The sequence below is a fragment of the Citrobacter sp. Cpo012 genome (genome assembly GCF_030333015.1).
Taxonomy (GTDB): Bacteria; Pseudomonadota; Gammaproteobacteria; order Enterobacterales; family Enterobacteriaceae; genus Citrobacter; species Citrobacter portucalensis.
Map to the genome: position 1 here is coordinate 87,854 of NZ_JAOWGR010000030.1, position 25,182 is coordinate 113,035.

Below are 25,182 nucleotides of genomic sequence, written 5' to 3' on the forward strand. Positions count from 1 at the left end.
GCTTTGGGGAAAAATAATGACTATCTGGACGCTCGGAGACGCTGTGGTGGATTTATTGCCGCGCGACAATATGCAGTTTGAAGCCTGCGCGGGAGGCGCTCCCTTCAATGTGGCAATCGGCGTGGCTCGCCTTGGCCGCGCCAGCGGTTTTATTGGCCGTGTGGGCAATGACACTTTTGGTCGCTTTCTGCATCAGACGCTGGAAACAGCGCAGGTGGATACAGGAAGTCTGGAGTTTGATGCACATCAGCACACCAGTACCGTACTGGTTTCACTGGCTCCCAACGGCGAGCGGCAGTTTGAGTTTTTGGTCAATCCGTCTGCCGATCAATTTCTCAGCCCGGCGAGCCTGCCCGACTTTGGCGCCGATATTCTGCACTTCTGCTCGCTGGCGCTGGTTGCCCCTGACTGCCGCGCCACCCTCGCCCAGGCTATGGCCGCATTGCGACAGACCGGCGGTACTCTGAGCTTTGACATCAATCTGCGTCCGCAGATGTGGAGCAACGAGATGCAGATGTTTGACCTTGTCAACGAGTTTGCCCGGCAGAGCGACATTCTGAAGATGTCGGAAGAAGAGCTGCTGTGGCTAACACAGACCAACTGTCTCAGTTGCGCCTGCGAACGTCTGGTTGATTTTCCTGCACGCCTGAAAATCGTCACCCGCGGTGCCGACGGCGCTATCGCTTTCTGGCAAAACAGCAGGCTAACTTTAAGCGGCTATAACGTCGAAAGTATCGATACTACCGGCGCCGGTGATGCCTTTATGGCCGGGCTGCTGGCGGCACTCGCCGAGGAAGGCTGGCCCACATCGACGTCAACGCTACTTCCACTTATCGAGCAGGCCAGCGCTTGTGGTGCTCTGGCGACCACCCGGCGTGGCGCGCTAAGCGCGTTTCCCGACAGCCAACACCTGAGCAGCTTTATTCAGTCACAACCGTCGCTACGGAGAACGATTACCCCGTAATAAAGCGCACTCGTTACGTCGTATCAGAAAGACCTTACAATGACCTGATCTGGATTGGAAAAATCATGAAGATAAATATGCCGTTCAGTAATGACAAATATCGGTACTCGTCCGGGTATCTGCTTTTTTTCTTTGCCGCCTGGTCGTTGTGGTGGTCTTTTTATGCGATATGGCTAAAAAATAAACTTGGCCTGTCCGGAACGGAGCTGGGAATGCTGTATGCCGTAAACCAGTTCTTTAGCATGCTGTTTATGCTGGTCTACGGTTTTCTGCAGGATAAGCTCGGCACCCGTAAACACCTTATCTGGCTGATGGGGATAGTCATCACGCTCAGCGGCCCGTTCCTGATTTATGTTTACGAACCGCTGCTGACCTCCAACTTCAAACTTGGTATGGCGCTGGGAGCCATTTTCTTTGGCCTTGGCTACCTCGCTGGTTGTGGTCTGGTAGAAAGCTTCGTCGAAAAAGTGAGCCGCAAATTCAACTTTGAATTCGGCACCGCCCGCTTGTGGGGATCGCTTGGCTACGCCGCAGGGACATTTGTTGGCGGTATCTTCTTCAGCATCAACCCACACATTAACTTCTGGTGCGTATCGGTAATGGGGGTGTTATTCCTGTTGATTAACGTGTTGTTCAAAACCAACTCACCCGCCCCATCTTCTGTAAAAACGCGCTCTCCTGAACCTGACGCGCTGACCCGAAAGGATTTTCTCACTATCTTTAAAGATACGCAGTTCTGGTTTTTCGTTATCTTTGTCGTCGGTACCTGGTCGTTCTATAGCATCTACGATCAGCAGATGTTCCCGGTGTTTTACGCCAGCTTATTTGACGATCCCGAACTGGCACCACGCGTATACGGCTACCTCAACTCGGTACAGGTCTTTATGGAAGCCGTCGGTATGGCGCTGGTTCCATTCCTGATTAACCGCATCGGGCCTAAATCCGCATTGCTGCTGGGTGGCACAATCATGGCCTGTCGAATCCTGGGTTCAGCACTGTTCACCGATATCTATATTATCTCCTTGATTAAAATGCTTCATGCGCTGGAAGTCCCACTGTTTGTTATTTCAGTGTTTAAATTCAGCGTAGCGAATTTTGATAAACGCCTGTCATCAACGATATATCTCATTGGCTTCAATATCGCCAGTTCCATTGGCATTATCGTGCTGTCACTGCCTGTCGGTAAATTGTTTGATAAAGTGGGCTATCAGGAAATCTTCCTGATTATGGCCAGCATTGTGATAATAACACTAATATTTGGCTATTTCTCGTTGAGCAAAAAGCATCATCAGCAGAAGATGGGAAATGAACTGGTGACAGAGTAGCGAAGTTAAAATATATCGGACAGGGCCATTGGCCCTGTCGTATCCCCCAACAGTAAGTACGAACTGTCGATTTACTCAGGCATGTTCCAGCCATTTGCGGAATATTTTCGCTCGCAGTATTCCCTGAAAATCAATCAGCCCAGAACAACCAAGCTTCTTGATCAGATTCTGCCTGGCCTGGTAAATCGTTTTCAAATGTAGATTTAACAAGGCGGATATCTCAAAAATAGTTCGACCTTCTCCTAACTGCGTTAAAATATATTTATCTCGCGCAGTCAGCGAAATATTTAGTTCCGACTGATTGTCGTGTATACCGCCAGAACGAGTAATATCAATAATATATTGTTTGAAGGTGGCAACGCTAACATCTATTGGCAGTCTGTAAAGTGATAAATCATTGAGATATCTGTACAGATGGCCATCAATCAGCAGTACCAGACGATGCGTTTTCAGATCGTAATTTTGCCTTTTTACCGCCTCAAAGTGATTGGCGGTGAAAAAAACCAGATACGTCTTATCATCTTCGAAAACAATATCTGCAAGAATATTCTTTAGCCCTTGTCTGATAAAAATATCATCTATCCATAACTCTGCGTTTCCAGTGTGTTCCTGAACGATGTTCATCATTATGGCCTCAATGAAAAATCACAATTGTTCTATAGAGGGTGCTATGTATAGTCTTAATCAAAAAAATGCTCAGCATGAGTGCTTTCAGCATATAACAAAGGTACTGTACATATTATATTAACATGAAGACTTTTTAGACGTCGTCAGCTGTGTAGCGCAGCACTATTTCCAGGGTTTTTCTGATAACATCTGCCTGGACAACGTCAACTGTTGATTCCAGAGAACTAATCAGGCTTAAAATGATGTTTTTGTTATTAACATTATCACCTGCCAGAATTACATTTGTTACCGCCTGTCCCAATACCACAGACTCATCTGCTAATAGCTCACCTGCATTATGGAAGTAACTTGATAAAGCTTTATCCGTCATTACACTGTGGACATTAATTTCATGAAGCATGGTAACCTCGCTTGTATAGTCTGGAAGATTATCTTTAATGTAATTTAGGGTTTTTGCTGGCACTGAAAGCACTCTCATCTCTGGTTTTATCCGGTTTTCTACTTATCTTCCCCGGATTAATGTTTGTAAAATCATTGATAACGCTGTCAATTAATTGCTTGCGTGTGCCATCTATTTCACTGGCCTGCATAAGTCGCAATTGCTTAATCACTGCAGCTAACGAAACGTCTGTATGCATTCGCAAAATTTCTAGCACAGCCAAACCTGTAATTTCATGTTTCAGGCGTTCACTATCAGTTTTCTTCATAACTCCTTCACTACTTACCCCTATAAGTAAGGGGTTTATTTTACTCAAAAAGCAGGCCAATTAACGCATTGTAATGTTTCTGTTCTTTCTCCCCGGATGCTTTTTCAAGACGACACAGAAGCTTGGTGCAAAGTGATTTGCGGTTCAGATTTCGTCCATCCTTGAGTATCTCAGTGACGATTTCTCCCAATGTTTCCTGTTGAGTTGGCAGATGCGCCTTCGCAAAGTAACGAGAAATCGCGCTTGCAGTATCAGTGCGAACGGTATGCTGCTGCATGTCATGCTCCTGTAACAAAATGCTGGTGAATATTAAGTTTTATAACAGTAGCAAAGTTGTACCAAAAATGTGTACAACGCGAACCATCAATTTTTATCAAAAAGTGCTAAATCAATACAATCAATAATTTAGATAAGTATCAAATTACATAAAATCAAATTCAGTTGTACAACTCACTTCGTTTAACGAATGAATTCGATCTGTTTGAGGGTCTTTGTTTGTAAAAATAAAGTTAGAATAATGTATTAAAATCAGGACATAAGCTGGTTTGTTTGATACTGTCCATATCTCTTCCCTTCCCTTGATCCCGGACTGTCCATGCTCACGACCATTATTTACCGTAGCCATCTACGTGATGACGCCCCCCTCAGAGCGCTTGAGGATATGGTGACAGCCGCAAATCTAAAAAACCGGCGATCCGATGTTACGGGGATTTTACTCTTTAATGGCCGCCACTTTTTCCAACTGCTTGAAGGACCTGAGGAGCAGGTAAAAGAGATTTATCGTTGTATATGTAACGATCCACGGCACCACAATATCGTTGAGCTGATGTGTGATTACGCGCCTGCGAGAAGATTCGGAAAGGTGGGAATGGAGTTATTTGATTTACAAAAACATGAACGCAATGACGTCCTGCAAGCGGTACTTAACAAGGGAACATCAAAATTTCAGCTCACCTATGATGACCGGGCATTACAGTTTTTCCGCACATTTGTCCTTGCGACGGAAAAATCGAGTTATTTTGAAATACCTGCGCCTGATTACTGGAGTTTTATTGCCGACAACTCTTGTACTCTCCTGGATGAAAGCACACTCCAGTCCAATATCGATTTCAGCTTTGCTTTTCAACCCATTATCGATCCTATGTCGCAGTGCGTCATTGCTCTGGAAGCACTTATTCGTGGTAGAGACGGTGAAACGCCCGCAACTTATTTTGGCAACTTAAATCCTGAAGAACTGTATACCGCGGATCTGCAGAGCAAAAAGACTGCTTTTGCAATGGCAAGCGCGCTGGGACTTAACGACAAAATGCTGTCAGTCAATCTGCTCCCCATGACCCTGGTAAACAAACCCGATGCAGTCAGCTTTCTGATAAACGAAATCGCGGCGCACGGACTGGTGCCTGAACAAATCATTGTAGAGTTTACCGAAAGCGAAGTTATATCGCGCTTTGATACGTTCGCGCAGGCCGTAAAGTCACTCAAGGCTGCGGGGATCTGTGTGGCGATAGATCATTTTGGGGCAGGTTTTGCCGGGCTTCAGCTTCTGTCTCGTTTTCAACCCGACCGAATTAAGATAAGCCGCGAGCTGATCACGGATGTGCATAAAAGTGGACCAAGACAGGCCATCATTCAGGCAATTATCAAATGTTGCACTTCACTGGAAATCATGATTTCCGCAGTCGGCGTTGAAAAACCTGAAGAGTGGATGTGGCTTGAGTCCGCAGGTATTGAAATCTTCCAGGGTAACCTTTTTGCACAAGCCTGCCTGAATGGTATTCCGTCTGTTGCATGGCCAGAGAAAAATGATTTCTCAGCGTCAAAATAACTAACGCATTGTTATAAATAAACAATCACCACAACCGCCCTCATGCTGAACATAAAAATTCAGCATTTACTCCCTGCGTGATAGTAAAGTAAATCTTAATTTTGCTAGAATCCTCTGTATGTTTTGTACAATTTGATGCATGTTGTACAAAGTAACAGGAACCGCATATCGGTGACGGAGAATCAGGAGTGTCCGGGGGAACTATGGCTTATTACAGCATTGGGGATGTCGCAGAACGTTGCGGGATAAATCCTGTCACCCTTCGGGCATGGCAACGACGTTACGGTTTACTCAAACCTCAACGCAGTGAAGGTGGCCACCGACTCTTTGATGAAGAAGATATTCAGCGTATTGAAGAAATAAAACGTTGGATTAGCAATGGCATACCTGTTGGGAAAGTTAAGGCATTGCTGGAAACCAGTACCCGTCAAGCTGACGACGACTGGAATCAATTACAAGAAGAGATGATGAGCATTCTTCGCATGGCGCATCCACCGAAGCTGCGAGCCAAAATTACTGCACTCGGTCGCGTTCACCCCGTAGATGCGCTGATCGATCACGTTTATCTTCCCGTACGTCAACGGCTGATACTTGACCATAATACATCCCGCATAATGAACAGCATGCTTGATGGCGCATTGATTGAATATGTTGCCACACTGCTGTCTGAAACGCGGCGCAAGTCAGGAAAGGATGCCCTCCTGATGGCCTGGGATGTTGAAGACAGAACCCGTCTGTGGCTCGAAGCCTGGCGCTTATCGCAATCTGGTTGGCATATTGCCGTTCTGGCTGAACCCATTGAATCGCCAAGACCTGAACTTTTCCCTGGGCAAACCCTTTTTGTCTGGACCGGTATTACGCCAACCCGCAGACAAAATGAACTGCTCCAACACTGGAATGAACAAGGTTATAAGGTCATCTTCCACAGCCCGTAACCTACACGTAATACGTGTAAGATAAATCATACAACTCTCATTTTTTGGCTGGTTATTTTGAGTACCACCCAAGGAATATGTTGCCCTCTATCCTCCTGACTTAACCCCGGCCATAGCATAAAAATAAAACAATATACTAACCCATTGGTATTATTTTTTTGCAGACGACATCACCTTTTTCCTAAGTAAAATTCATTAGATCAACTGGCGTACGTCTAATACTTATTCTAGGGTTAAATTATGTCTTCTTGTGCCACATTATTGTTTTTCTAAAGTAATAAATGTGGTTATTTGAAAAAGGTAAAGGATATGGCTCTAGTCTTAGACAAACGCTTAATTCTTTGTTGCTGCGCCTTTTCCATTATTTCTGTGGCAAATGCAGCAACCGTTAACGGAACATTTCAGGTGCTGATGACGATTCAAAAGGCCTGTACCGTAACTGCCGGTTCGGCTTCAAATATTACACTTGGTCCGGTGAATACCACGGCGACAAATACCAGTGCAAGCAACACTATTTCAATTAATTGCTCAAAAACCACGCCCTATTTTATCGGTCTGGCACCGTCGGCTGCCAATGGAGGGACGACAACAGGATCTGGCGCCATGTCCTCCGTAGCTAACGCTGCCACCAATACCGACAAAGTGCCCTATCAGCTAAATCGTACATCAGCAACAGGTCCGGTGTGGGGGAATACCGCCACCGACACCGCACCTGGAAATGGGGTAGCGGCGACGGGTACAGGTCTGGCGCAAACGTATACTGTTTATGCCACCGCACCGAGCGCCAACTTCACTCCTGACGACTATGCCGACACGGTAACGGTTAACGTTAACTACTAACTTCAGGAAGCCATATGAGAGTAAAACTGCCTGTAAAGCAGTGTGCCTGCGCATGCCTGCTAGGGATGGTTGCGAGCGTCAATCTTGCCACCGCCAGCGGACTGCAAATAGCCCCGGTCACGTTAACGTTGCAAGCGACGCAAAATGCCGATGGTATCTGGCTGAGTAACGCGGGTGAAAATGTGCTCAATGCCCAGGTTCGGGTTTTTCGCTGGAGTCAAAGCGCTTATGACGACAAACTTTCTCCCTCTCAGGGGCTGGTGATTAGCCCGCCGATGTTGGCATTGGCCCCTGGAGAACGACAGCTGATACGCGTTATTCGTACAAGCCCTCCCTCGGCACATGCCGAAGACGCTTATCGTTTATCGATAGATGAGTTACCGCCTGCAAAAGTAGAAAAAAACAAGCTTCAGTTTGTGCTGCATTATTCTGTTCCCGTTTTCATTCAACCAACATCAGCGGCACAAACGCAGGCAAAACTGCAATGGAAATTACAGCAGCTGGATGGCAAAAAATTTATTGAAGTCAGTAATCAGGGAAATGGGCATGCACAGTTATCTGCTGCAACATTTATAAGCCCTGACGGTACTAAAAAAGTCATTACACCCGGACTATTAGGCTACGTTTTACCCGGATCAACAATGCGCTGGATAGTTTCCCCGTCAGCCAGGAATAATCATTACGGCGGGAAAGTTGAAGTCACAATCAATGGCCAAAAAACAGTACAAGATCTGTAACAGATCCTGGCTTCTGGTGAAATATTGCTTTCTCAATGGAGTATTAATATCGGGAATGGTTTGCGCACAAACGCTGAATAATAACCAGAACGAAAATGGTGTTATTAATAGCGCCTCGCAGATTACGGGAGTCGATTTGTATCTCGACGTCACCTTAAATGGGAATCCCGTTGGGCTGGTTCATTTTGGCTACGATAATGGAAAGCTTTATGCAGGAGCAGATACTCTGCGTAAAATGGGCTTTCGCTTTGCTCCAGACGCCACTAACGCCGTCTGCCTGAACGATATCCCCCAGCTAACCATTGACTACAACGTTCAGTTGCAAACGCTCTCGCTTACTGTGCCGCTCAGTTCACTCGATCTTGCGACCACGCAGCTTAACTCGCCCACCGAAACCGCGCCAACGGCAACAACATCACGCGGGGCGCTGCTCAATTATGATATCTATACGCAACAGGGGGATGAAAGCGCAATCAATACCTTCAGCGAAATTCGCGCCTTCAATGCGACCGGCGTGCTCAGCACCACTCAGTTGACGCAGTACTCTACCGAGGAATATGCCGATAACAGCGTTGAGCGCCTTGATACCAGCTGGCGTACGTCATTTCCTGATTCGATGTTGGCGTTAACCGTTGGCGATACCCTGACAAGCTCACTCATCTGGTCCCGACCGACGCGAATCGGCGGCATTCAGATAGGCACCGATTTTGGGTTACAGCCCTATATGCCAACCACCCCGCTTCCAGCATATCTGGGATCCGCGACGTTACCATCAAACGTTGAGCTGTACGTCGACGGCGTCAGGTACTACAACGGAGAAGTCCCCGCAGGTAGCTTTCAGATCAACACAATGCCTAACATCAGCGGCGCGGGAACGGGTCAGGTGATGATGACAGATGCGTTGGGCAGAACGAGCGTACAAAATTTCTCGTTCTACAACGATCAGCAACTCCTGCGGGAAGGATTAACCGCCTGGTCGGCAGAATTAGGCACGGTACGCGAAAATTATGGTTACTCCTCTTTTGATTATGCCAGCGCACCAGTATTGAGCGCTACGTGGCGTCGCGGGTTTAGCAATACGTTCACCGCCGGGACTCACGCGGAAACCAGCGATGGACTGATTAACGCGGGCTTCAGTAACGACTGGATCCCAGGAACCCGCAGCGGCACGTTTTCGACCTCACTTGCCGCAAGTACCGACTCAGGAAAGAACGGGTTTTTGTACAGTTTTGGTTACCGTTGGTCCGGCGAACGGTTTAATTTCAGTACCAGTACCACGGCAACTTCCGGCGATTATCGCGATGTCGCCACCCATTACGGTGAGCCGCCCCCCACGCTTAACAGCAACACGGTTATTGGTTATTCGCTGGAAGCAGCTGGAAATGTCAGCCTGAGCTATTTGCAGTTTCGATATCCACACGAAAATGCGGTGCGCTACGCCAATGCCAGTTGGTTTAAATCTCTCACCGACAACATCTCACTGAATGCCGGATTCAACCAGAACATTGACGACAACCGCGATCGTAGCCTCTATCTGATGGTAACCATCACGACCGACAACAATCTGAGCGCCAGCAGCACCCTACAACGTACCAACGACGAAACCGGTTACCAGCTCAACGCCAGCCTGACGCCCCCTGCTGACGGCGGCTGGGGCTGGAATCTGGCTGCCAGTCAGCAGGCTTCCCGGCAAAGTGGCCAGGGAGAAGTGGGATATCTGGGACGTTATGGTAAAGCGTACGCGGGATTCAGCCGTTTACCGGATAATCATTACGGTTATGCAGGCGCAACCGGATCGCTGGTGACTATGGGAGGCGGCCTGTTTGCAGCAAGAGAAATCAATAATGGTTTTGCCGTCGTCTCAACTGACGGCGTGCCTGATGTTCCGGTCAAATTGCAAAATAACCTGATTGGTCGCAGCGATGACCAGGGACTACTGCTGGTCACACCGCTTAACAGTTATCAAAAAAACCTGATCAGTATTGACCCGATGGATCTCCCTGCCAATATGCGGATCGCACGCGTTGAGACGAATGCCACGCCAGCCGATCGTTCCGGTACTTTGGTTAGCTTTGGCATCACCCCCGTCCGCGCTGCGCAGATTATCCTCGTCGATAATCAGGGTAAGCCAATTCCTGAAGGCAGCATGGCTTACGCCATCAACGGAAAAGGACAATCGTCTGTCGTTGGCTTTGATGGAATGACATGGTTCGACACCCTGGAGCAGCACAACACGCTGCGCGTTGAGACGGACACCGGTAGTTGTCGCGTGCAATTTGACTATCCCGCGTCAGCAAAGGGGATTGTGCAAATAGGCCCACTGGTTTGTCGCCCACACTAACAGGAGTGCGCTCATGAGGTTAAGACATCTGCTACTCATCGCTGCCGTACTTTTTTGTCCGGCAATTAGCCATGCGGTAACCTGTTCGGTGAGCAATGTGCAAGCCATAAATTTAGGTTCGGTCAATCCACTGTCTGCGACAGGCGCAACGTCATCAATGACGTTCAGTTACACTTGCACCAAAGAGCTTGGTGACGTGCTGGCAGGGATCAATCTCTGTTTTAATATTGGCGCCTCGGCCGTCAGTGGCCAGGTGACACCGCGAAATATGTCGTTAAGCGGAAACCCCGCCAGAACGCTGGCATACCAGCTTTACCAGGATAGCGGGCGCACCAAAGTCTGGGGCAGCCAGTATCAGTCGGGAACCACTTTTCCGATGGTACAGCTTAACCTGCTGAATCTGACGCCAGTGACCGGTTCACTCACGGTATCGGCGCAGATCGTCACGCCACAAACGGCAGCCGTCCCCGGAAATTATCAGGATAGCTATACGACGGCAACAGCCCTTGTCACCCTTAATCCTGGATTGCTTTTCCCGCCGACCACCTGTGGTGATACCGTTGCCGCCAGGTTTCCTTTCACCGTCACAGCTGCTGTCAGCAAACAGTGTAATATCACCTCCGCGACTAACATCAGCTTTGCCCCCACCAGCGGAACGGGTCGTAATCTCACGGCGTCAAACAACGTTGGCGTAGCATGCTCTAATAACACCCCTTACACCATCGGACTTCAACCCTCCAACGGCAATACGGCAGGCAGCGGCGTGATGGCAGGCACGGGGTCAAATACGGATAAAGTCCCCTACCAGCTTAGTTCGACGCCAGGTCCTTCCGGTACGATCTGGGGCAATACTGCGCTTAATACCGTTGCAGGCAACGGCACGGGGACAACGACTACCTACCCGGTTTACGCCACCGTTCCCAGCGCGAACTACACGCCAGACAACTATGCCGATACTGTCACCATCGCCGTGACCTACTGACGCCCAGCTTAACAGCAATAAAGCAAACACATTTTATTATCATATTATTTACTTTTAGAGGTGCGTCATAAATCTGACAAATTGCGATTTTTACAAGTTATGCATATTAAACTACATAAACCGCAAAACAACCGCGATGACAGCCAAAATAAAGAATAACTATTCACTACCAAGCCAAAACCCACACTACTCATACCGATAATCCGTGTTAGCCAGGCAGGCTGTTCTATGAAAAAAATGTTAAATTTAGGTTTATATGGTGAGATTCACTGTATACCACGGCCAAATTAAGAACATATTACTTTTATAACTAAGGTTTATCATGGATAAGTTATCTTACGCTTCAGATAGCAGCACATCTGCCTGGAATACCTACCTGCAACAAATCGAGCGTGTGGCCCCTTACCTGGGCGAACTTTCCCATTGGGTGGATACCCTGCGCCACCCAAAACGCGCGCTGATTGTCGATATCCCGGTGCAGATGGATGACGGCACTATCCGTCATTTTGAAGGGTATCGCGTGCAACATAACCTCTCCCGCGGTCCGGGCAAAGGCGGTGTGCGTTATCATCCTGATGTTGATCTTAATGAAGTGATGGCCCTGTCTGCATGGATGACCATCAAATGCGCAGCGTTGAACCTGCCGTACGGCGGAGCCAAAGGCGGTGTGCGCGTCGATCCGTTCTCACTTTCTGAAGGTGAACTGGAGCGTTTAACCCGCCGTTATACCAGCGAAATCGGCATTATCATTGGGCCGCAGAAAGACATTCCTGCGCCGGATGTAGGTACGAACGGAAAAGTCATGGCCTGGATGATGGATACCTACTCCATGAACCACGGCACCACCGTGACCAGTGTGGTCACCGGTAAACCTATTCACCTCGGCGGCTCGTTAGGCCGTGATAAAGCCACCGGTCGCGGCGTTTTCGTCAGCGGTCTGGAAGTCGCGCGTCGTGCGAACATTGAAGTTGAAGGCGCTCGCGTGGCGGTACAAGGTTTCGGTAACGTCGGCAGCGAAGCCGCCCGCCTGTTCGCCGCAGCGGGTGCGCGTGTCGTCGCTATTCAGGATCACACCGCAACGCTGTTTAACTCCACGGGTATCGACATGACCGCGCTGTCTGCCTGGCAGTTAGAGCACAAACAGATTGCCGGTTTCCCAGGCGCTGAAACCATCGCCAGCGAAGCCTTCTGGAGCGTGGAGATGGATATCCTTATCCCTGCCGCGCTGGAAGGACAGATTACCCGTCAGCGTGCAGAAATGCTGACCTGCAAACTGGTACTTGAGGGCGCTAACGGCCCGACTTACCCGGATGCCGATGATATGCTGGCAAGCCGCGGTATCATCGTGGTACCTGACGTCGTATGTAATGCAGGCGGCGTAACCGTCAGCTACTTCGAATGGGTCCAGGACATGGCAAGCTTCTTCTGGAGTGAAGAAGAGATCAACAATCGCATGGACAAAATCATGACTGATGCGATGGTGCACGTATGGGAAAAAGCAGCTGAGAAATCCTGCTCCCTGCGTACAGCAGCCTACATTGTTGCCTGCGAACGCATTCTGCTGGCACGTAAAGATCGCGGAATTTATCCGGGCTAATACCGATAATTTTCCCTCGCATAAACCACCTGCCTGGCAGGTGGTTTTTTTTAGCAAAATCCTGCACGTAGTCTTTCCCCATTAAATACTGCCCGATCTCTCATTTTCGCTGTTTTATGCACCACTACGTTTCAATATGGAACGTTATAAAATGATGGCGTTCCGTATTGAAACGCCCTTCACAGCAATTTTCTTTTGCGTACCCGTGTGCAAAATTACCTTATCGGCAGCGAGCGGTCGCCGTGACGTTGAACCAACCGATACCCTACATCAGATGCCTGCCCGAATTTGGCAGCCATCCAGGACTGTCTGCGGAGCATAAATAATGAAAAAATTGATCAACCGTGTTGAAGACGTACTGAATGAACAACTCGCCGGACTGGCGAAAGCGTATCCTTCCCTGGCACTGCATCAGGATCCGGTATATGTCACCCGCGCAGATGCGCCGGTGATGGGCAAAGTGGCTCTGCTTTCCGGTGGCGGCAGCGGACACGAACCTATGCACTGCGGCTATATTGGTCAGGGCATGCTCTCTGGCGCCTGTCCAGGTGAGATTTTTACCTCACCCACGCCGGATAAAATGTTCGAATGCGCCATGCAAATTGACGGTGGCGAAGGCGTGCTGCTGATAATCAAAAATTACACCGGCGACATTCTTAATTTCGAAACCGCCACCGAGTTGCTGCATGAAAGCGGTGTCAAAGTCACCACCATGGTGGTGGATGACGACGTGGCGGTGAAAGACAGTTTGTATACCGCCGGTCGACGTGGCGTGACGAATACCGTATTGATCGAAAAACTGGTCGGCGCGGCCGCCGAACGCGGTGATTCGCTGGAAGCCTGTGCGGCGTTGGGCCGTAAGCTGAATAACCAGGGCCACTCCATTGGCATAGCCATTGGCGCCTGTACCGTTCCAGCCGCCGGACAACCGTCGTTCACGCTGCAGGATAACGAAATGGAGTTTGGCGTAGGTATCCACGGGGAACCCGGCATTGACCGTCGCCCCTTCACCTCTCTCGATCAGACCGTTGATGAAATGTTCGATACCCTGCTGGAAAACGGTAACTACAGCCGTACACTCCGCCACTGGGACAACGTCCAGGGCGCGTGGCAGGAAGGTAAAGAAAGCAAGCGTGCGTTACAAAGTGGCGATCGCGTTATTGCGCTGGTCAATAATCTCGGCGCGACGCCGTTGTCTGAACTCTTCGGCGTGTATAACCGCCTGGAAAGCCGTTGTCAGGATGCAGGCATCGTCATTGAGCGCAACCTGATCGGTTCTTACTGTACCTCTCTGGATATGACCGGTTTCTCGATCACCTTGTTACAGGTAGATGACGAAACGCTGAGCTTATGGGATGCACCGGTTCACACCCCTGCCCTCAACTGGGGTAAATAAGGAGATTCATAATGTCCCTCAACAGAACGCAAATTGTTAACTGGCTCTATCGTTGCGGCGAGATCTTCACCACAGAAAGTGATTTTCTCACCGGGCTTGACCGGGAGATCGGCGATGCCGACCACGGTCTGAACATGCATCGTGGTTTCAGCAAAGTCGTTGAAAAGCTGCCGTCCATCGCAGACAAAGACATCGGCTTTATTTTGAAAAACACCGGTATGGTGCTGCTCTCAAGCGTCGGCGGGGCCAGTGGGCCGCTGTTTGGCACCTTTTTTATTCGCGCCGCTCAGGTGACTCAGGCTCATCAAAGCCTGACGCTTGAAGAGCTGTATCAAATGATGCGTGATGGCGCAGAAGGTGTGATTAGCCGAGGTAAGGCTGAACCTGGCGACAAAACCATGTGCGACGTCTGGCTACCGGTGGTCGAATCTTTACGTCAGTCCTGCGAGCAAAAGTTAAGCGTACAGACAGCGCTGGAAGCGGCAAGCCAGCAAGCGGAAGCCGCAGCGCAAAGCACCATCACCATGCAGGCTCGCAAAGGCCGTGCCAGCTATCTTGGTGAGCGCAGTATTGGGCATCAGGATCCCGGCGCAACGTCGGTCATGTTTATGATGCAAATGCTAGCTCAGGCGTCCAGAGAGTAAGGATAAAGCGATGGTAAACCTGGTTATTGTTTCTCACAGCGCCCAACTGGGCGAAGGCGTCGGTGCACTGGCCCGGCAGATGTTAATGGGCGGTGATTGCAAAATCGCCATTGCCGCAGGCATTGATGATCCTGAGAATCCGATTGGCACCGATCCGATCAAGGTGATGGAAGCCATCGAGTCCGTGGCCGATACGGACCACGTGCTGGTGATGATGGATATCGGTAGTGCATTACTGAGTGCGGAAACCGCGCTGGAACTGCTCGACCCTGGCATTGCCGCCAAAGTGCGTTTGTGCGCAGCACCACTGGTTGAAGGCACACTGGCCGCGACGGTTAGCGCCGCCGCGGGTGCTGATATCGATCGGGTCATCCGTGATGCCATGAACGCCCTCGACGCCAAATGTGAGCAACTGGGTTTACCTTCGCCATCCGCAGCGAAACCCGCATCTGCTGCACTGTCTCCCGATGCAGATGCCCGTTCTGTTGCCATTGTGGTGAAAAACCCTAACGGCATCCACGTTCGCCCGGCTTCGCGGCTGGTTTCCGCGTTGTCTGGTTTTAACGCCGACATGTGGCTGGAGAAAAACGGCAAGTGTGTGGTTCCTGATAGCCTGAATCAGATAGCTCTGCTGCAGGTACGCTGTAATGACACGCTGCGCCTGATTGCCAAAGGCGAACAGGCAGAGGATGCGCTGGCCGCATTTAAACAGCTGGCAGCGGAGAATTTTGGTGAATCGCTCGAGTCCGCTAATGCTGATAACAAGGCAACTCAGGCTCCCTCAAAAGTCACGGGGACGGCATTCTGTCACACGCCGTTCTCGCCCGAGGTAAACCCGCAGCCAGCCGCATCACTCCAGGCTGAGCAGCAGCGATTACAGACCGCCATCCAAAGTACGCTGAACGATCTGAGCGAACTCACCGCACTTGCTGAAGAACGATATTCCGCAGATATCGCTGCCATCTTCTCCGGTCACCACACGCTGTTGGACGATCCTGAACTGTTTGAAATGGCCTGCGATGTAATGCGCGAAAAGCAGTGCAGCGCCGCCTGGGCCTGGCATCAGGTGCTGAGCGATCTCAGCCAACAGTATTTACAGCTCGATGATCCTTATCTGCAGGCGCGATACATTGATATTGAAGATTTGCTGTCCCGTTCACTGCAGCATTTGACGGGAGAGAGCGCACAAATTCCCGCGTTCTTGCGCCCCACTATCCTGGTCGCTGATGTCATTTATCCGTCTACGGTACTGCAACTCGATCCGAAGACCATCAAAGGTATCTGCCTGCGGGACGGCAGCGAAGCCTCGCATCCGGCGATTATCGCTCGTGAAATGGGTCTGTGCTGGATGTGTCAGCAAGGCGCGGCTCTCGATAGCATCAAGATGGGCGATACTCTGACCATTGACTGTGTCACACAGCGGATAACCCGCGCAAACTGATTCCGAAGCACACCCTTTCCAACAAAGGGTGTGCTTCTTCTCTATTCACGTCGGGAAATGTCTGTTTATTCGCAAAATGGGGAGCCGATCACGCGCAACGGTCATTCCTGAACTAAGGTTTTCTCATGGTAAATGCCGCTACTTCGGCACGCCGCTAAGGAGATTAACCGATGATAACGCCAGCAACTCGCCATCCTGGCCTGCTCTCTGTTGCAATAAAACTGACGCTCGCAAGCACCTTTTTTGCCCTTTCCTCTTTTACCGTCAACGCCGAGGACGCACCAGCCGCTACGCCTGCGCCGCCTGATATTCTGCTTGGCCCCCTGTTTAACGATGTACAAACAGCCAAACTGTTTCCTGACCAGAAAACCTTTGCGGACGCGGTGCCAAACAGCGATCCATTAATGATCCTTGCCGATTACCGGATGCAGAAAAACCAGTCCGGATTCGATTTACGTCATTTTGTCGAGGTGAATTTTACGTTGCCGAAAGACGGCGAGAAATACGTGCCCCCGGCCGGGCAATCATTACGCGAACATATCGATGGCCTGTGGCCGGTACTCACCCGTTCGACAACCGACGCTGAAAAATGGGATTCGCTGCTGCCGCTCCCGGAACCGTATGTGGTACCTGGCGGGCGTTTTCGCGAAATATATTATTGGGACAGCTATTTCACCATGCTGGGGCTTGCCGAGAGCAATCACTGGGATAAGGTCTCGGACATGGTGGCAAACTTCGCTTACGAGATTGATTCCTGGGGACACATTCCTAACGGTAACCGCACCTACTACCTGAGCCGTTCGCAACCGCCGTTCTTTGCCTTTATGGTTGAACTGCTGGCGCAGCACGACGGAAATGACGCGCTGAAAAAATACCTCCCGCAGATGCTCAAAGAGTACAGCTACTGGATGGAGGGCGTCGAAACACTCCAGCCCGGTCAGCAAAATAAGCGCGTAGTTAAACTGGATGACGGCACCATTTTGAACCGCTACTGGGATGAGCGCGATTCGCCTCGGCCAGAGTCGTGGGTAGAGGATATCGCCACCGCTAAAAGCAACCCGAACCGCCCGGCCACAGAAATCTACCGCGACCTGCGTTCAGCAGCCGCGTCCGGCTGGGATTTTAGTTCCCGCTGGATGGACAATCCTAATCAGCTGGGCACTCTGCGCACCACCAGCATCGTTCCGGTCGATCTCAATGCGCTGATGTACAAAATGGAAAAAATGATCTCCCTCGCCAGCAAGGCTGCTGGTGATGATGCCAAAGCGGCGCAGTACGATGGCTTCGCTAATGCCCGACAAAAAGGGATCGAGAAGTACCTGTGGAACGACAAAGAAGGCTGGTATGCCGACTACGATCTGAAAAGCCACAAAGTACGCAACCAGCTCACGGCTGCCGCCCTGTTCCCGCTATATGTCAATGCAGCGGCAAAAGATCGCGCCAGTAAAGTCGCCACGGCCACCCAGGCACATCTGCTGCAACCGGGCGGCCTTGCTACCACGTCGGTGAAAAGCGGCCAGCAGTGGGATGCCCCCAATGGCTGGGCCCCGCTCCAGTGGGTAGCAGCATCCGGGTTACAGAATTACGGTCAGGATACTGTCGCCATGGACGTGACCTGGCGATTCCTCACCAATGTTCAACACACCTACGATCGCGAGAAAAAGCTGGTTGAGAAGTATGACGTGAGCACCACTGGAACCGGCGGTGGCGGCGGTGAGTATCCGTTGCAGGATGGTTTCGGCTGGACCAACGGCGTAACGCTGAAAATGCTCGACCTGATTTGCGCCAAAGAAAAGCCCTGTGACAACGTACCCGCGTCGCGACCTACCCCGGCAAGTACTGCGCCAGTCGAGTCTAAAAAACAGACTCAACCGACGCCATAACATCATAGCCTGAGCCGTTTCACTTCCTGAATCCGCGCTTCGTCGCGGATTTTTCTTTCTTATATTTCCCCCTTCCAGCTGTCTCTATGGCCTCTAGCCCTTATGGGGTATCCGGGGTTTTCATCCGTGAGAAATTGATTCTGAACATGTTTTTATTCGCTGTATATGTAAATATATAGCGATTTTGTAACCTTCAGGATAACAATAATGCCACTGACAAGACGGATGTTTGCCCAACTCGTGGCATCTGCACTGCTGCTACGCCATCTTCCCGCGTTTGCTCAAACCTCGCTGACTGTGGCCATTGGAGACTCTCCGAAGCCAGAAACGACCCAACGCGTGGTCAGCGCGGGCGCGCCTGCTGACATGCTGCTGCTGGCCGTCGCACCGGAAAAACTGGTGGGGCTTTCCTCCTTTGATTTCTCTCGCCAGACCGCCATCCCGTTTAACGATAACATTCGGACTTTGCCGAAACTCGGCAGGCTGGCGGGGCGCGCCAGCACGCTCTCGCTTGAAGCACTCCTGGCGCTTAAACCTGACCTGGTTATTGACTGCGGTAATGCCGATGAAACCTGGCTTTCTCAGGCCAGACAAGTGAGCGCACAAACACACATTCCCTGGCTGCTGATTAACGGCGAATTGTGCCATACCCCAGAACAGTTACGCGCAGTCGGTGAAGTATTGGGCGTCGTCTCGCGAACCGCAATGCAGGCCGCGCTGGCCCGTCGATTTATCGATGATGCAATAGCTTTCTCGCATTCACCCGCGGCGAATCTGCGTTTTTATGCCGCGCGCGGTGCCAGAGGACTGGAGACTGGTTTACAAGGTTCTCTGCATACCGAAGCAGCAGAACTACTGGGGTTGCACAATGTGGCGCACATCCCCGGACGACAGGGGCTCACACAGGTCTCAATGGAAAATCTGCTCAGCTGGCAGCCGGATATTATCCTGGTGCAGGATGCAGTGACAGCGCAGTTCCTACGAGAAGATCCGGTCTGGCAAGGGGTCAAAGCGGTTGCTGACCGGCGCATTCTGTTTCTCAGCGGTCTGCCGTTTGGCTGGCTGGATGCACCTCCTGGCATCAACCGTTTACTGGGGTTACGCCGCCTGCACGCCTGGCTTGATCCACAGGTTGAAGCGAGCTTTAAAACCGATATGCAGAACTACAGTGAATTGTTCTGGCACACCACGCTAAGCGACGCACAGTATCAAAGGTTGGTGGCAGTCTGATGAAAACATCAACCCTCGGTTTTCTGATGATTGCTGCGGTGGTGCTTTGCGCGAGCGTCGCCGCGGTATCAGGCGCGTATCGCCTGGATGCACAACAGGTTTTGAATCTCGTGGCCGGTGCAGATGGCGTTCCAATGCAGGACAAAATCGTCTTCTGGCAAATCCGCCTGCCACGCATACTGGCTGCATTGCTGCTCGGCGCGGCGCTGGCGGGCGCAGGAACCACCTATCAGGGCATGTTCCGCAACCCGCTGGTCTCGCCGGATATTCTCGGCGTGGCGGCGGGTGCGGGTTTAGGTGCCTGTTTAGCAATCCTGTTAGGTTTACCGATCCTGTTCATTCAGCTGTATGCGTTCATGGGCGGTTTATTCGTGGTCGCCGGTGTCTGGTTGATTACCCGGCGAGTCAAGCGTCACGACCCGGTGTTAACGCTCGTGCTGGTCGGGATTGCGCTGGGTACGGTATGCGGCGCGGGAATTTCACTCATCAAAACGCTGGCCGACCCGTATACCCAACTCCCCTCTATCACTTTCTGGCTGCTTGGCGGTTTATCGACGATCACGCTGCACGACCTGTGGTTCTCGGCACCGCTGATCTTCGCAGGACTCGTCCCGCTATTGCTGCTGCGCTGGCGCATGAACCTGCTCACCCTGTCGGATGATGAAGCACGATCGCTTGGGATCAACGTCTCGCGATTGCGGCTGGGACTGATCGTCTGCGCTACGTTAATCACCGCCTGTACCGTTGCCATCGCGGGCATTATCGGCTGGATTGGGCTGGTTGTACCGCACATCGGCAGACTCATCAGTGGCAATAACCACCAGCAGTTGCTGCCCGTTTCTATGGGGATCGGCGCCATTTTGCTGCTGCTCACCGATACTCTTGCCCGCACGCTGAGCAGCACAGAAATCCCGCTGGGGATCCTGACGGCATTTATTGGCGCACCGTTCTTTTTGCTGCTTTTGCTACGGGGAAATCGCCCATGACGCTTCTGACCGTCCGCCATGCGTCGTTGGGATACCACAGTCACCAGCCCGTGTTACGCGATGTCTCATTTCAGGTTTCGCCCGGCTCCGTCTGTTGTCTGATTGGGGCCAACGGCAGTGGAAAAACCACCCTGATGCGCACCATTCTCGGCGTTCTTTCGCCGCTTCACGGTGACATTCTGCTTGATGGCGTCGCCATAAATCATCTCAGCGATCGGCAACGCGCCGCCGCTATTGCCTGGGTTCCTCAGGCACATGACGGCGCGTTTGCCTTCACTGCGCTGGACATGGTGATGATGGGGCTGGCCCCGCAATTGGCGGCATTTGCGGTTCCCGGCGCTAAAGAGCGTGAAAATGCGCACCAGCAGATGACGATGCTGGGAATCTCTCACCTGGCGCCCCGACGCTGGAACACGCTGAGCGGCGGAGAGCGGCAACTGGTGTTAATTGCCCGCGCGCTGGCGCAACGCCCACGCCTTTTGTTGCTGGATGAACCTGCTTCCAGCCTGGATTTTGGGCATCAGATCCGTCTGCTCGACACGCTGGTGACGCTGAAAAATTCAGGTATGGCCCTGCTAATGTCGACGCATCATCCGTTGCACGCCCGGGCAATCGCCGACAGCGTGGTACGCGTTGAACCGGATGGCGAAGTGTCACAAGGGCTTCCTGAACATCAGCTTGCTGCCGATCGTCTGGCGGAACTGTATCGCGTTACACCGTCACAAATCGCTCACCATCTCTTTGGCTCACATAACTAAGGAATAAGAATGCTCATTGACGACATTGATTTTGCCGATCTTTACCGTAAACAGTTACAGCTGGCGAACAGAACCGAGAAAAAGCCGGAGCACTGGGATAAACGTGCGGAAAAAATGGCGGAAAATTGCGCCTCATTAACCGACAGCTATCTGCTGCAACTGCTGGGGAAAATCGACCTGAAAGGGGCGGAGTCGCTGTTTGACATGGGTTGCGGTCCCGGTACCGTCTCGCTGGCGCTGGCTAAAAAGATGCCAATAATTTACGGCGTAGATTATAGCCAGGGCATGCTTAGCGTAGCTGCCCGCCGCGCTGCGCAAATGAACGCCCGTCACGTGCAGTGGGTGCAGCGGGCCTGGGAGGAACACTGGGATGATTTACCCCAGTGCGATATCGCCGTCGCTTCGCGCTCTACGCTGGTTGCCGATATGCGCCAGGCGATGACCAAACTGAATAATCAGGCCCGACTGCGGGTTTACACCACTCATCTCGTCAGTTCATCTTTCGTTTCCCCCACCATTCAGCGTGCACTGGGCCGCGAAGTGATTGAGCTTCCCAACTATATCTATGCGCTTAATGTCCTGTATCAGATGGGGATCCACGCGCATGTTGATTTTATCCGCGGACCCAACTGCCAGCAGGACAACAGCACCTGGACACGTTTTCTGGAAAACGTGCGCTGGAGTATGGGTGAACTGAGCGCCGACGAGGTCGAACGTCTGGAAACCTGGTATCAACAGCAGGATCCACGCGCGATTGCCCCCGCCAGCCGTGACTGGGCGCTTATCTGGTGGGACAGCGTTCCGCGGGAGGCGCTGCGATGATCTACTTTTCGCAGGCGCAAACCGACGCGCTGCTGCTGGAAGATATTCAGGGCGGCGACCTGACTACCCGCGCGTTGGGTATTGGCGCACAGCCGGGCGTTATGGAATTTTACCATCGCCAGGGCGGGTGCGTTAGCGGCACCGCCGTCGCCAGGCAAATGCTCGCCTCATTAGGGCTGACCATCAGCGACATGGTTGCCGATGGTGAACAGGTAAGTGCAGGACAGCGATTGATTCGCGCACATGGGAATGCGGCGGCGCTGCACCAGGGCTGGAAAGCGGTACAAAATGTCCTGGAATGGAGCTGTGGGGTTTCGGGGTATCTTGAGAGCATGTTGAGCCAACTGCGCCAACGCTATCCTGATGGGCAGATTGCCTGCACCCGCAAAGCCATTCCCGGCACGCGTTTGTTGGCGACTCAGGCAATACTCGCCGCGGGAGGCATTATCCATCGTGGAGGATGCGCCGAAACGGTACTGCTGTTTGCTAATCACCGCCATTTTCTTACCAACCCAAACGACTGGACAGGCGCGATTGCGCGCTTACGCAGCCATGCGCCAGAAAAAAAGATCGTGGTTGAAGCAGATACGCCAGAAGAGGCATTAGCCGCGCTACGCGCCGCGCCAGATGTCCTGCAACTCGACAAATTTACCCCTGAGCAAGCAACAGAAATTGTCCGCCAGGCCCCCTCTCTGGCCCCCCATTGCACGCTGGCGCTGACTGGCGGCATTACCCTCGCCTCGCTGGCGAGTTATCTCGACTGTGGCATCAGACTTTTCATCACTTCCGCACCTTACTACGCTCCTCCCGCGGATATCAAAGTTAGCCTGAGCCCGGACGCACGTGGCATATAACATTAATAAATGGACTAAAAATAATGAATTTCAACAAAAGTTGTCTTTACACAGCCCTGTCGTTTGCTTTCGCGCACAGTGCTTTTGCTGGGCAGGAAAGCGAAACCATGACCGTCTGGTCAAGTCCGGCCTCCGCCGCAACCACTACGGTTCTCGGTCAGGAAACGATGCAGCAACTGGATAAGCAAAACGTGGCGCAGGCACTGAGCGTTGTCCCCGGCGTCGTGCTGCAAAAGTCAGGCAACCGCAATGAACAGCAGGTGAAAGTTCGCGGTTTTGACAGCCGTCAGGTTCCCGTCTATTTTGACGGCGTGCCGGTATACATCCCCTATGATGGCAACCTCGATTTAGGCCGTTTTCTGACCTCAGATATCGCTTCGGTTGAAGTCTCCAAAGGCTACTCGTCGCTGTTACAAGGGCCGAACCAGATGGGCGGCGCCATCAATATCACCACCCAAAAGCCCACCAAACCGATTGAAGGCAGCATTGGCTATCGCCAGGGCTGGAGTCGTAGCAAAGACAATGCCCACGATATGCACGCTTCATTTGGCGCCAGCAACGATCTCGGCTACATCCAGCTCAGCGGCAGTCAGTTGAAGCAGGATTTCCTTGGCTTACCGCACGGCGTGGACAACCCTATTGCGGGCAGCAACGGCAAGATGATTAACTCCTCCGCCGATGACAAACGCGGCATCGTGAAGCTGGGCTTTACCCCACGTGGTAATGACGAATATGTGCTGACCTATATTAATCAGGACGGTGAAAAAGATAACCCGCCGTACGCTGGAACCAGCAGTCAGAAATCACGCTACTGGCAATGGCCACAGTACGATAAAGAGAGCTATTACTATCAGGGCACCACCCATCTGGGCGATCGTTTCACCCTGAAAAGCCGTCTGTATCGCGATACCTTTGAAAATACGCTGATGATGTACAACTCGCTTGCCGATCTGAAAAACAAGAAAGGCAACTACAGTCATTATTCAGACTATAGCGATGGCGCTGGCCTGCAACTTGCTGCGGATATGCGTGAAAACGACCTACTCTCTTTCGCGGTGAACTGGAAGGATGATGTTCACCGCGAGAAAGGCGCTCCGAATGCGGCTTACGATCGCTACGAAGACCGCACCTGGTCCGTTGCCAGCGAATACCAGTGGGCAGCGGCGGATAACGTCGATGTCGTGGCGGGAATAAGCTATGACTGGCGCGACAGTCTGGAAGGCATGAAGCACGAGAAAAATGGCAGCGTCACCCACTATGATGACAACAATCAGTCGGCTTTCAACTGGCAGATGATGACCAAATATCACTTTGAAAATTCAGACACATTAGCGCTGTCCTACTCTGACAGAACACGTTTCCCAACACTGAAAGAGCGCTACACCACCTCGAAACCGGCCTATAACCAGGTGGCGCTGGTCAATCCGCAGCTTAAACCGGAACGCGCCCGCAGCGTGGATCTGACCTGGAATGGTTCACTTGGTAAAGACTGGGGATTCGAAGCCAGCGTCTATTACAACCGCATCAGCGATGCCATTCTTTCACACAATATTGATGCCGATACCATCCAGAATCAGAACAGCGGCCGGGTGGATTACACCGGTCTGGATGCAGGCGTTAAAGGTAAAGTCTTTGATATGCTGGATGTTGGGCTGAGCTATGGCCTGATTCATGCGGACGTCAAACGCAGCGACATCGGCAAAATAACCGATTTGCCAACACAAACCCTCACCGCCTGGATGACGCTGAAACCGTGGGATCCGCTGAGCATTACGCTGTCTGAAGAGGCCCGCTCATCGAGCTATAGCAATAGCGACGGCTCGCAGAAAGCCGCAGGTTTCGCCATTACCCATTTACGCGCCGACTACGCCATCGGTCACGGGTTTAGCGTCAACGCTTCGGTCAATAACCTGTTCGATACACAATACGTGTACAGCGAAGGATTTATCGAAGAAGGCCGTAATTACTGGGCGGGAATTGAGTATCAATTCTGATTTAACGATGCAAAGAAACGGCCCCACTCGGAGTAATGCTCTTCAGTTAACGCCTTAGTTTCAGAAAGTATCGCCGGTGTGGGTAGAAATTTTGAATATGCACTCTCAGAAAAAGGGTTCCGTTCACCTCATGTTCATAGTTTCTCTGAAACGCCGATTCCTGTGAACGTGTAAAGGGCGTTCTCCGTCACGCCCTTTACAATCCCGCCGGGAGCCTGGGTTGCAAGGGAGGCGGCGGCAAGCCTCCCTTGCACGTTCACGGGTATCTGCGCTTCAGAGAAATGACACCGTTGA

The 25,182-nt window shown here is 51.6% G+C and carries 23 protein-coding genes; 19 read left to right on the forward strand and 4 right to left on the reverse strand.

What is annotated here, in order from left to right; genetic code table 11:
* Positions 1–16: 16 nt before the first annotated feature.
* Together OGX90_RS02640 and OGX90_RS02645 are read left to right on the forward strand one after the other, a co-directional pair.
* Positions 17–964, forward strand: a complete 948-nt coding sequence (locus tag OGX90_RS02640) for a PfkB family carbohydrate kinase (protein WP_234692005.1) — start codon at positions 17–19, stop codon at positions 962–964.
* 65 nt (positions 965–1,029) lie between these two features.
* Complete coding sequence (locus OGX90_RS02645; RefSeq protein ID WP_008784988.1) at positions 1,030–2,289, forward strand: MFS transporter; 1,260 nt, start codon at positions 1,030–1,032, stop codon at positions 2,287–2,289.
* Between the two features lie 75 nt (positions 2,290–2,364).
* Here the strand turns inward: OGX90_RS02645 and OGX90_RS02650 are convergent, their stop codons facing one another.
* The 4 genes from OGX90_RS02650 to ycgZ form a co-directional block, all read right to left on the reverse strand.
* Positions 2,365–2,916, reverse strand: a complete 552-nt coding sequence (locus tag OGX90_RS02650) for a LuxR C-terminal-related transcriptional regulator (RefSeq protein ID WP_286623094.1) — start codon at positions 2,914–2,916, stop codon at positions 2,365–2,367.
* Positions 2,917–3,049: 133 nt separating this feature from the next.
* Complete coding sequence (locus tag OGX90_RS02655; RefSeq protein ID WP_008784990.1) at positions 3,050–3,316, reverse strand: biofilm development regulator YmgB/AriR family protein; 267 nt, start codon at positions 3,314–3,316, stop codon at positions 3,050–3,052.
* Positions 3,317–3,350: 34 nt separating this feature from the next.
* The gene (locus OGX90_RS02660) at positions 3,351–3,623 is read right to left on the reverse strand and encodes a hypothetical protein (protein WP_008784991.1); all 273 of its coding nucleotides are present in this window, start codon (positions 3,621–3,623) and stop codon (positions 3,351–3,353) included.
* Between the two features lie 40 nt (positions 3,624–3,663).
* On the reverse strand, positions 3,664–3,900 hold the full coding sequence (gene ycgZ / locus OGX90_RS02665; RefSeq protein ID WP_003833500.1) for a regulatory protein YcgZ: 237 nt from the start codon (positions 3,898–3,900) through the stop codon (positions 3,664–3,666).
* A 318-nt stretch (positions 3,901–4,218) separates the two neighbouring features.
* Between ycgZ and OGX90_RS02670 the strand changes: the two genes are divergently transcribed.
* The 17 genes from OGX90_RS02670 to OGX90_RS02750 all read left to right on the forward strand — a co-directional run bounded on the left by OGX90_RS02670 (position 4,219) and on the right by OGX90_RS02750 (position 24,888).
* Positions 4,219–5,448 carry a diguanylate phosphodiesterase gene (locus OGX90_RS02670; protein WP_286623096.1) on the forward strand — a complete coding sequence of 410 codons (1,230 nt, stop codon included), beginning with the start codon at positions 4,219–4,221 and terminating at the stop codon, positions 5,446–5,448.
* Between the two features lie 203 nt (positions 5,449–5,651).
* The gene (locus tag OGX90_RS02675; protein ID WP_008784993.1) at positions 5,652–6,383 is read left to right on the forward strand and encodes a MerR family transcriptional regulator; all 732 of its coding nucleotides are present in this window, start codon (positions 5,652–5,654) and stop codon (positions 6,381–6,383) included.
* Positions 6,384–6,692: 309 nt separating this feature from the next.
* On the forward strand, positions 6,693–7,223 hold the full coding sequence (locus tag OGX90_RS02680; RefSeq protein ID WP_003833507.1) for a Csu type fimbrial protein: 531 nt from the start codon (positions 6,693–6,695) through the stop codon (positions 7,221–7,223).
* 14 nt (positions 7,224–7,237) lie between these two features.
* Positions 7,238–7,960, forward strand: a complete 723-nt coding sequence (locus OGX90_RS02685) for a fimbrial biogenesis chaperone (protein WP_003833508.1) — start codon at positions 7,238–7,240, stop codon at positions 7,958–7,960.
* 55 nt (positions 7,961–8,015) lie between these two features.
* Positions 8,016–10,301 (forward strand): fimbria/pilus outer membrane usher protein, encoded by a 2,286-nt coding sequence (locus OGX90_RS02690; RefSeq protein ID WP_286623098.1) that lies wholly within the window; start codon positions 8,016–8,018, stop codon positions 10,299–10,301.
* A gap of 13 nt (positions 10,302–10,314) precedes the next feature.
* Positions 10,315–11,283 carry a Csu type fimbrial protein gene (locus tag OGX90_RS02695; protein WP_218659186.1) on the forward strand — a complete coding sequence of 323 codons (969 nt, stop codon included), beginning with the start codon at positions 10,315–10,317 and terminating at the stop codon, positions 11,281–11,283.
* 322 nt (positions 11,284–11,605) lie between these two features.
* Positions 11,606–12,880, forward strand: coding sequence for a Glu/Leu/Phe/Val family dehydrogenase (locus OGX90_RS02700; RefSeq protein ID WP_020996616.1), 1,275 nt, complete (start codon positions 11,606–11,608; stop codon positions 12,878–12,880).
* A gap of 325 nt (positions 12,881–13,205) precedes the next feature.
* Positions 13,206–14,276, forward strand: a complete 1,071-nt coding sequence (gene dhaK / locus OGX90_RS02705; RefSeq protein ID WP_286623101.1) for a dihydroxyacetone kinase subunit DhaK — start codon at positions 13,206–13,208, stop codon at positions 14,274–14,276.
* Positions 14,277–14,287: 11 nt separating this feature from the next.
* Complete coding sequence (gene dhaL / locus OGX90_RS02710) at positions 14,288–14,920, forward strand: dihydroxyacetone kinase subunit DhaL (protein WP_103285335.1); 633 nt, start codon at positions 14,288–14,290, stop codon at positions 14,918–14,920.
* Between the two features lie 10 nt (positions 14,921–14,930).
* On the forward strand, positions 14,931–16,361 hold the full coding sequence (gene dhaM, locus OGX90_RS02715) for a dihydroxyacetone kinase phosphoryl donor subunit DhaM (RefSeq protein WP_048235235.1): 1,431 nt from the start codon (positions 14,931–14,933) through the stop codon (positions 16,359–16,361).
* Positions 16,362–16,531: 170 nt separating this feature from the next.
* Positions 16,532–18,244, forward strand: coding sequence for an alpha,alpha-trehalase (locus OGX90_RS02720; protein ID WP_235127378.1), 1,713 nt, complete (start codon positions 16,532–16,534; stop codon positions 18,242–18,244).
* A 207-nt stretch (positions 18,245–18,451) separates the two neighbouring features.
* Complete coding sequence (locus OGX90_RS02725; protein ID WP_060682090.1) at positions 18,452–19,474, forward strand: ABC transporter substrate-binding protein; 1,023 nt, start codon at positions 18,452–18,454, stop codon at positions 19,472–19,474.
* 26 nt (positions 19,475–19,500) lie between these two features.
* Complete coding sequence (locus tag OGX90_RS02730; RefSeq protein WP_473708108.1) at positions 19,501–20,460, forward strand: FecCD family ABC transporter permease; 960 nt, start codon at positions 19,501–19,503, stop codon at positions 20,458–20,460.
* Positions 20,457–21,218, forward strand: a complete 762-nt coding sequence (locus tag OGX90_RS02735; protein WP_286623106.1) for an ABC transporter ATP-binding protein — start codon at positions 20,457–20,459, stop codon at positions 21,216–21,218. Before OGX90_RS02730 ends, OGX90_RS02735 begins: the two co-directional genes overlap by 4 nt.
* Before the next feature lie 9 nt (positions 21,219–21,227).
* On the forward strand, positions 21,228–22,040 hold the full coding sequence (locus OGX90_RS02740) for a class I SAM-dependent methyltransferase (RefSeq protein WP_250672122.1): 813 nt from the start codon (positions 21,228–21,230) through the stop codon (positions 22,038–22,040).
* Positions 22,037–22,894, forward strand: coding sequence for a ModD protein (gene modD / locus OGX90_RS02745; protein WP_286623109.1), 858 nt, complete (start codon positions 22,037–22,039; stop codon positions 22,892–22,894). Before OGX90_RS02740 ends, modD begins: the two co-directional genes overlap by 4 nt.
* A 23-nt stretch (positions 22,895–22,917) precedes the next feature.
* Positions 22,918–24,888 (forward strand): TonB-dependent receptor plug domain-containing protein, encoded by a 1,971-nt coding sequence (locus tag OGX90_RS02750; protein WP_060682086.1) that lies wholly within the window; start codon positions 22,918–22,920, stop codon positions 24,886–24,888.
* Positions 24,889–25,182 lie beyond the last annotated feature (294 nt).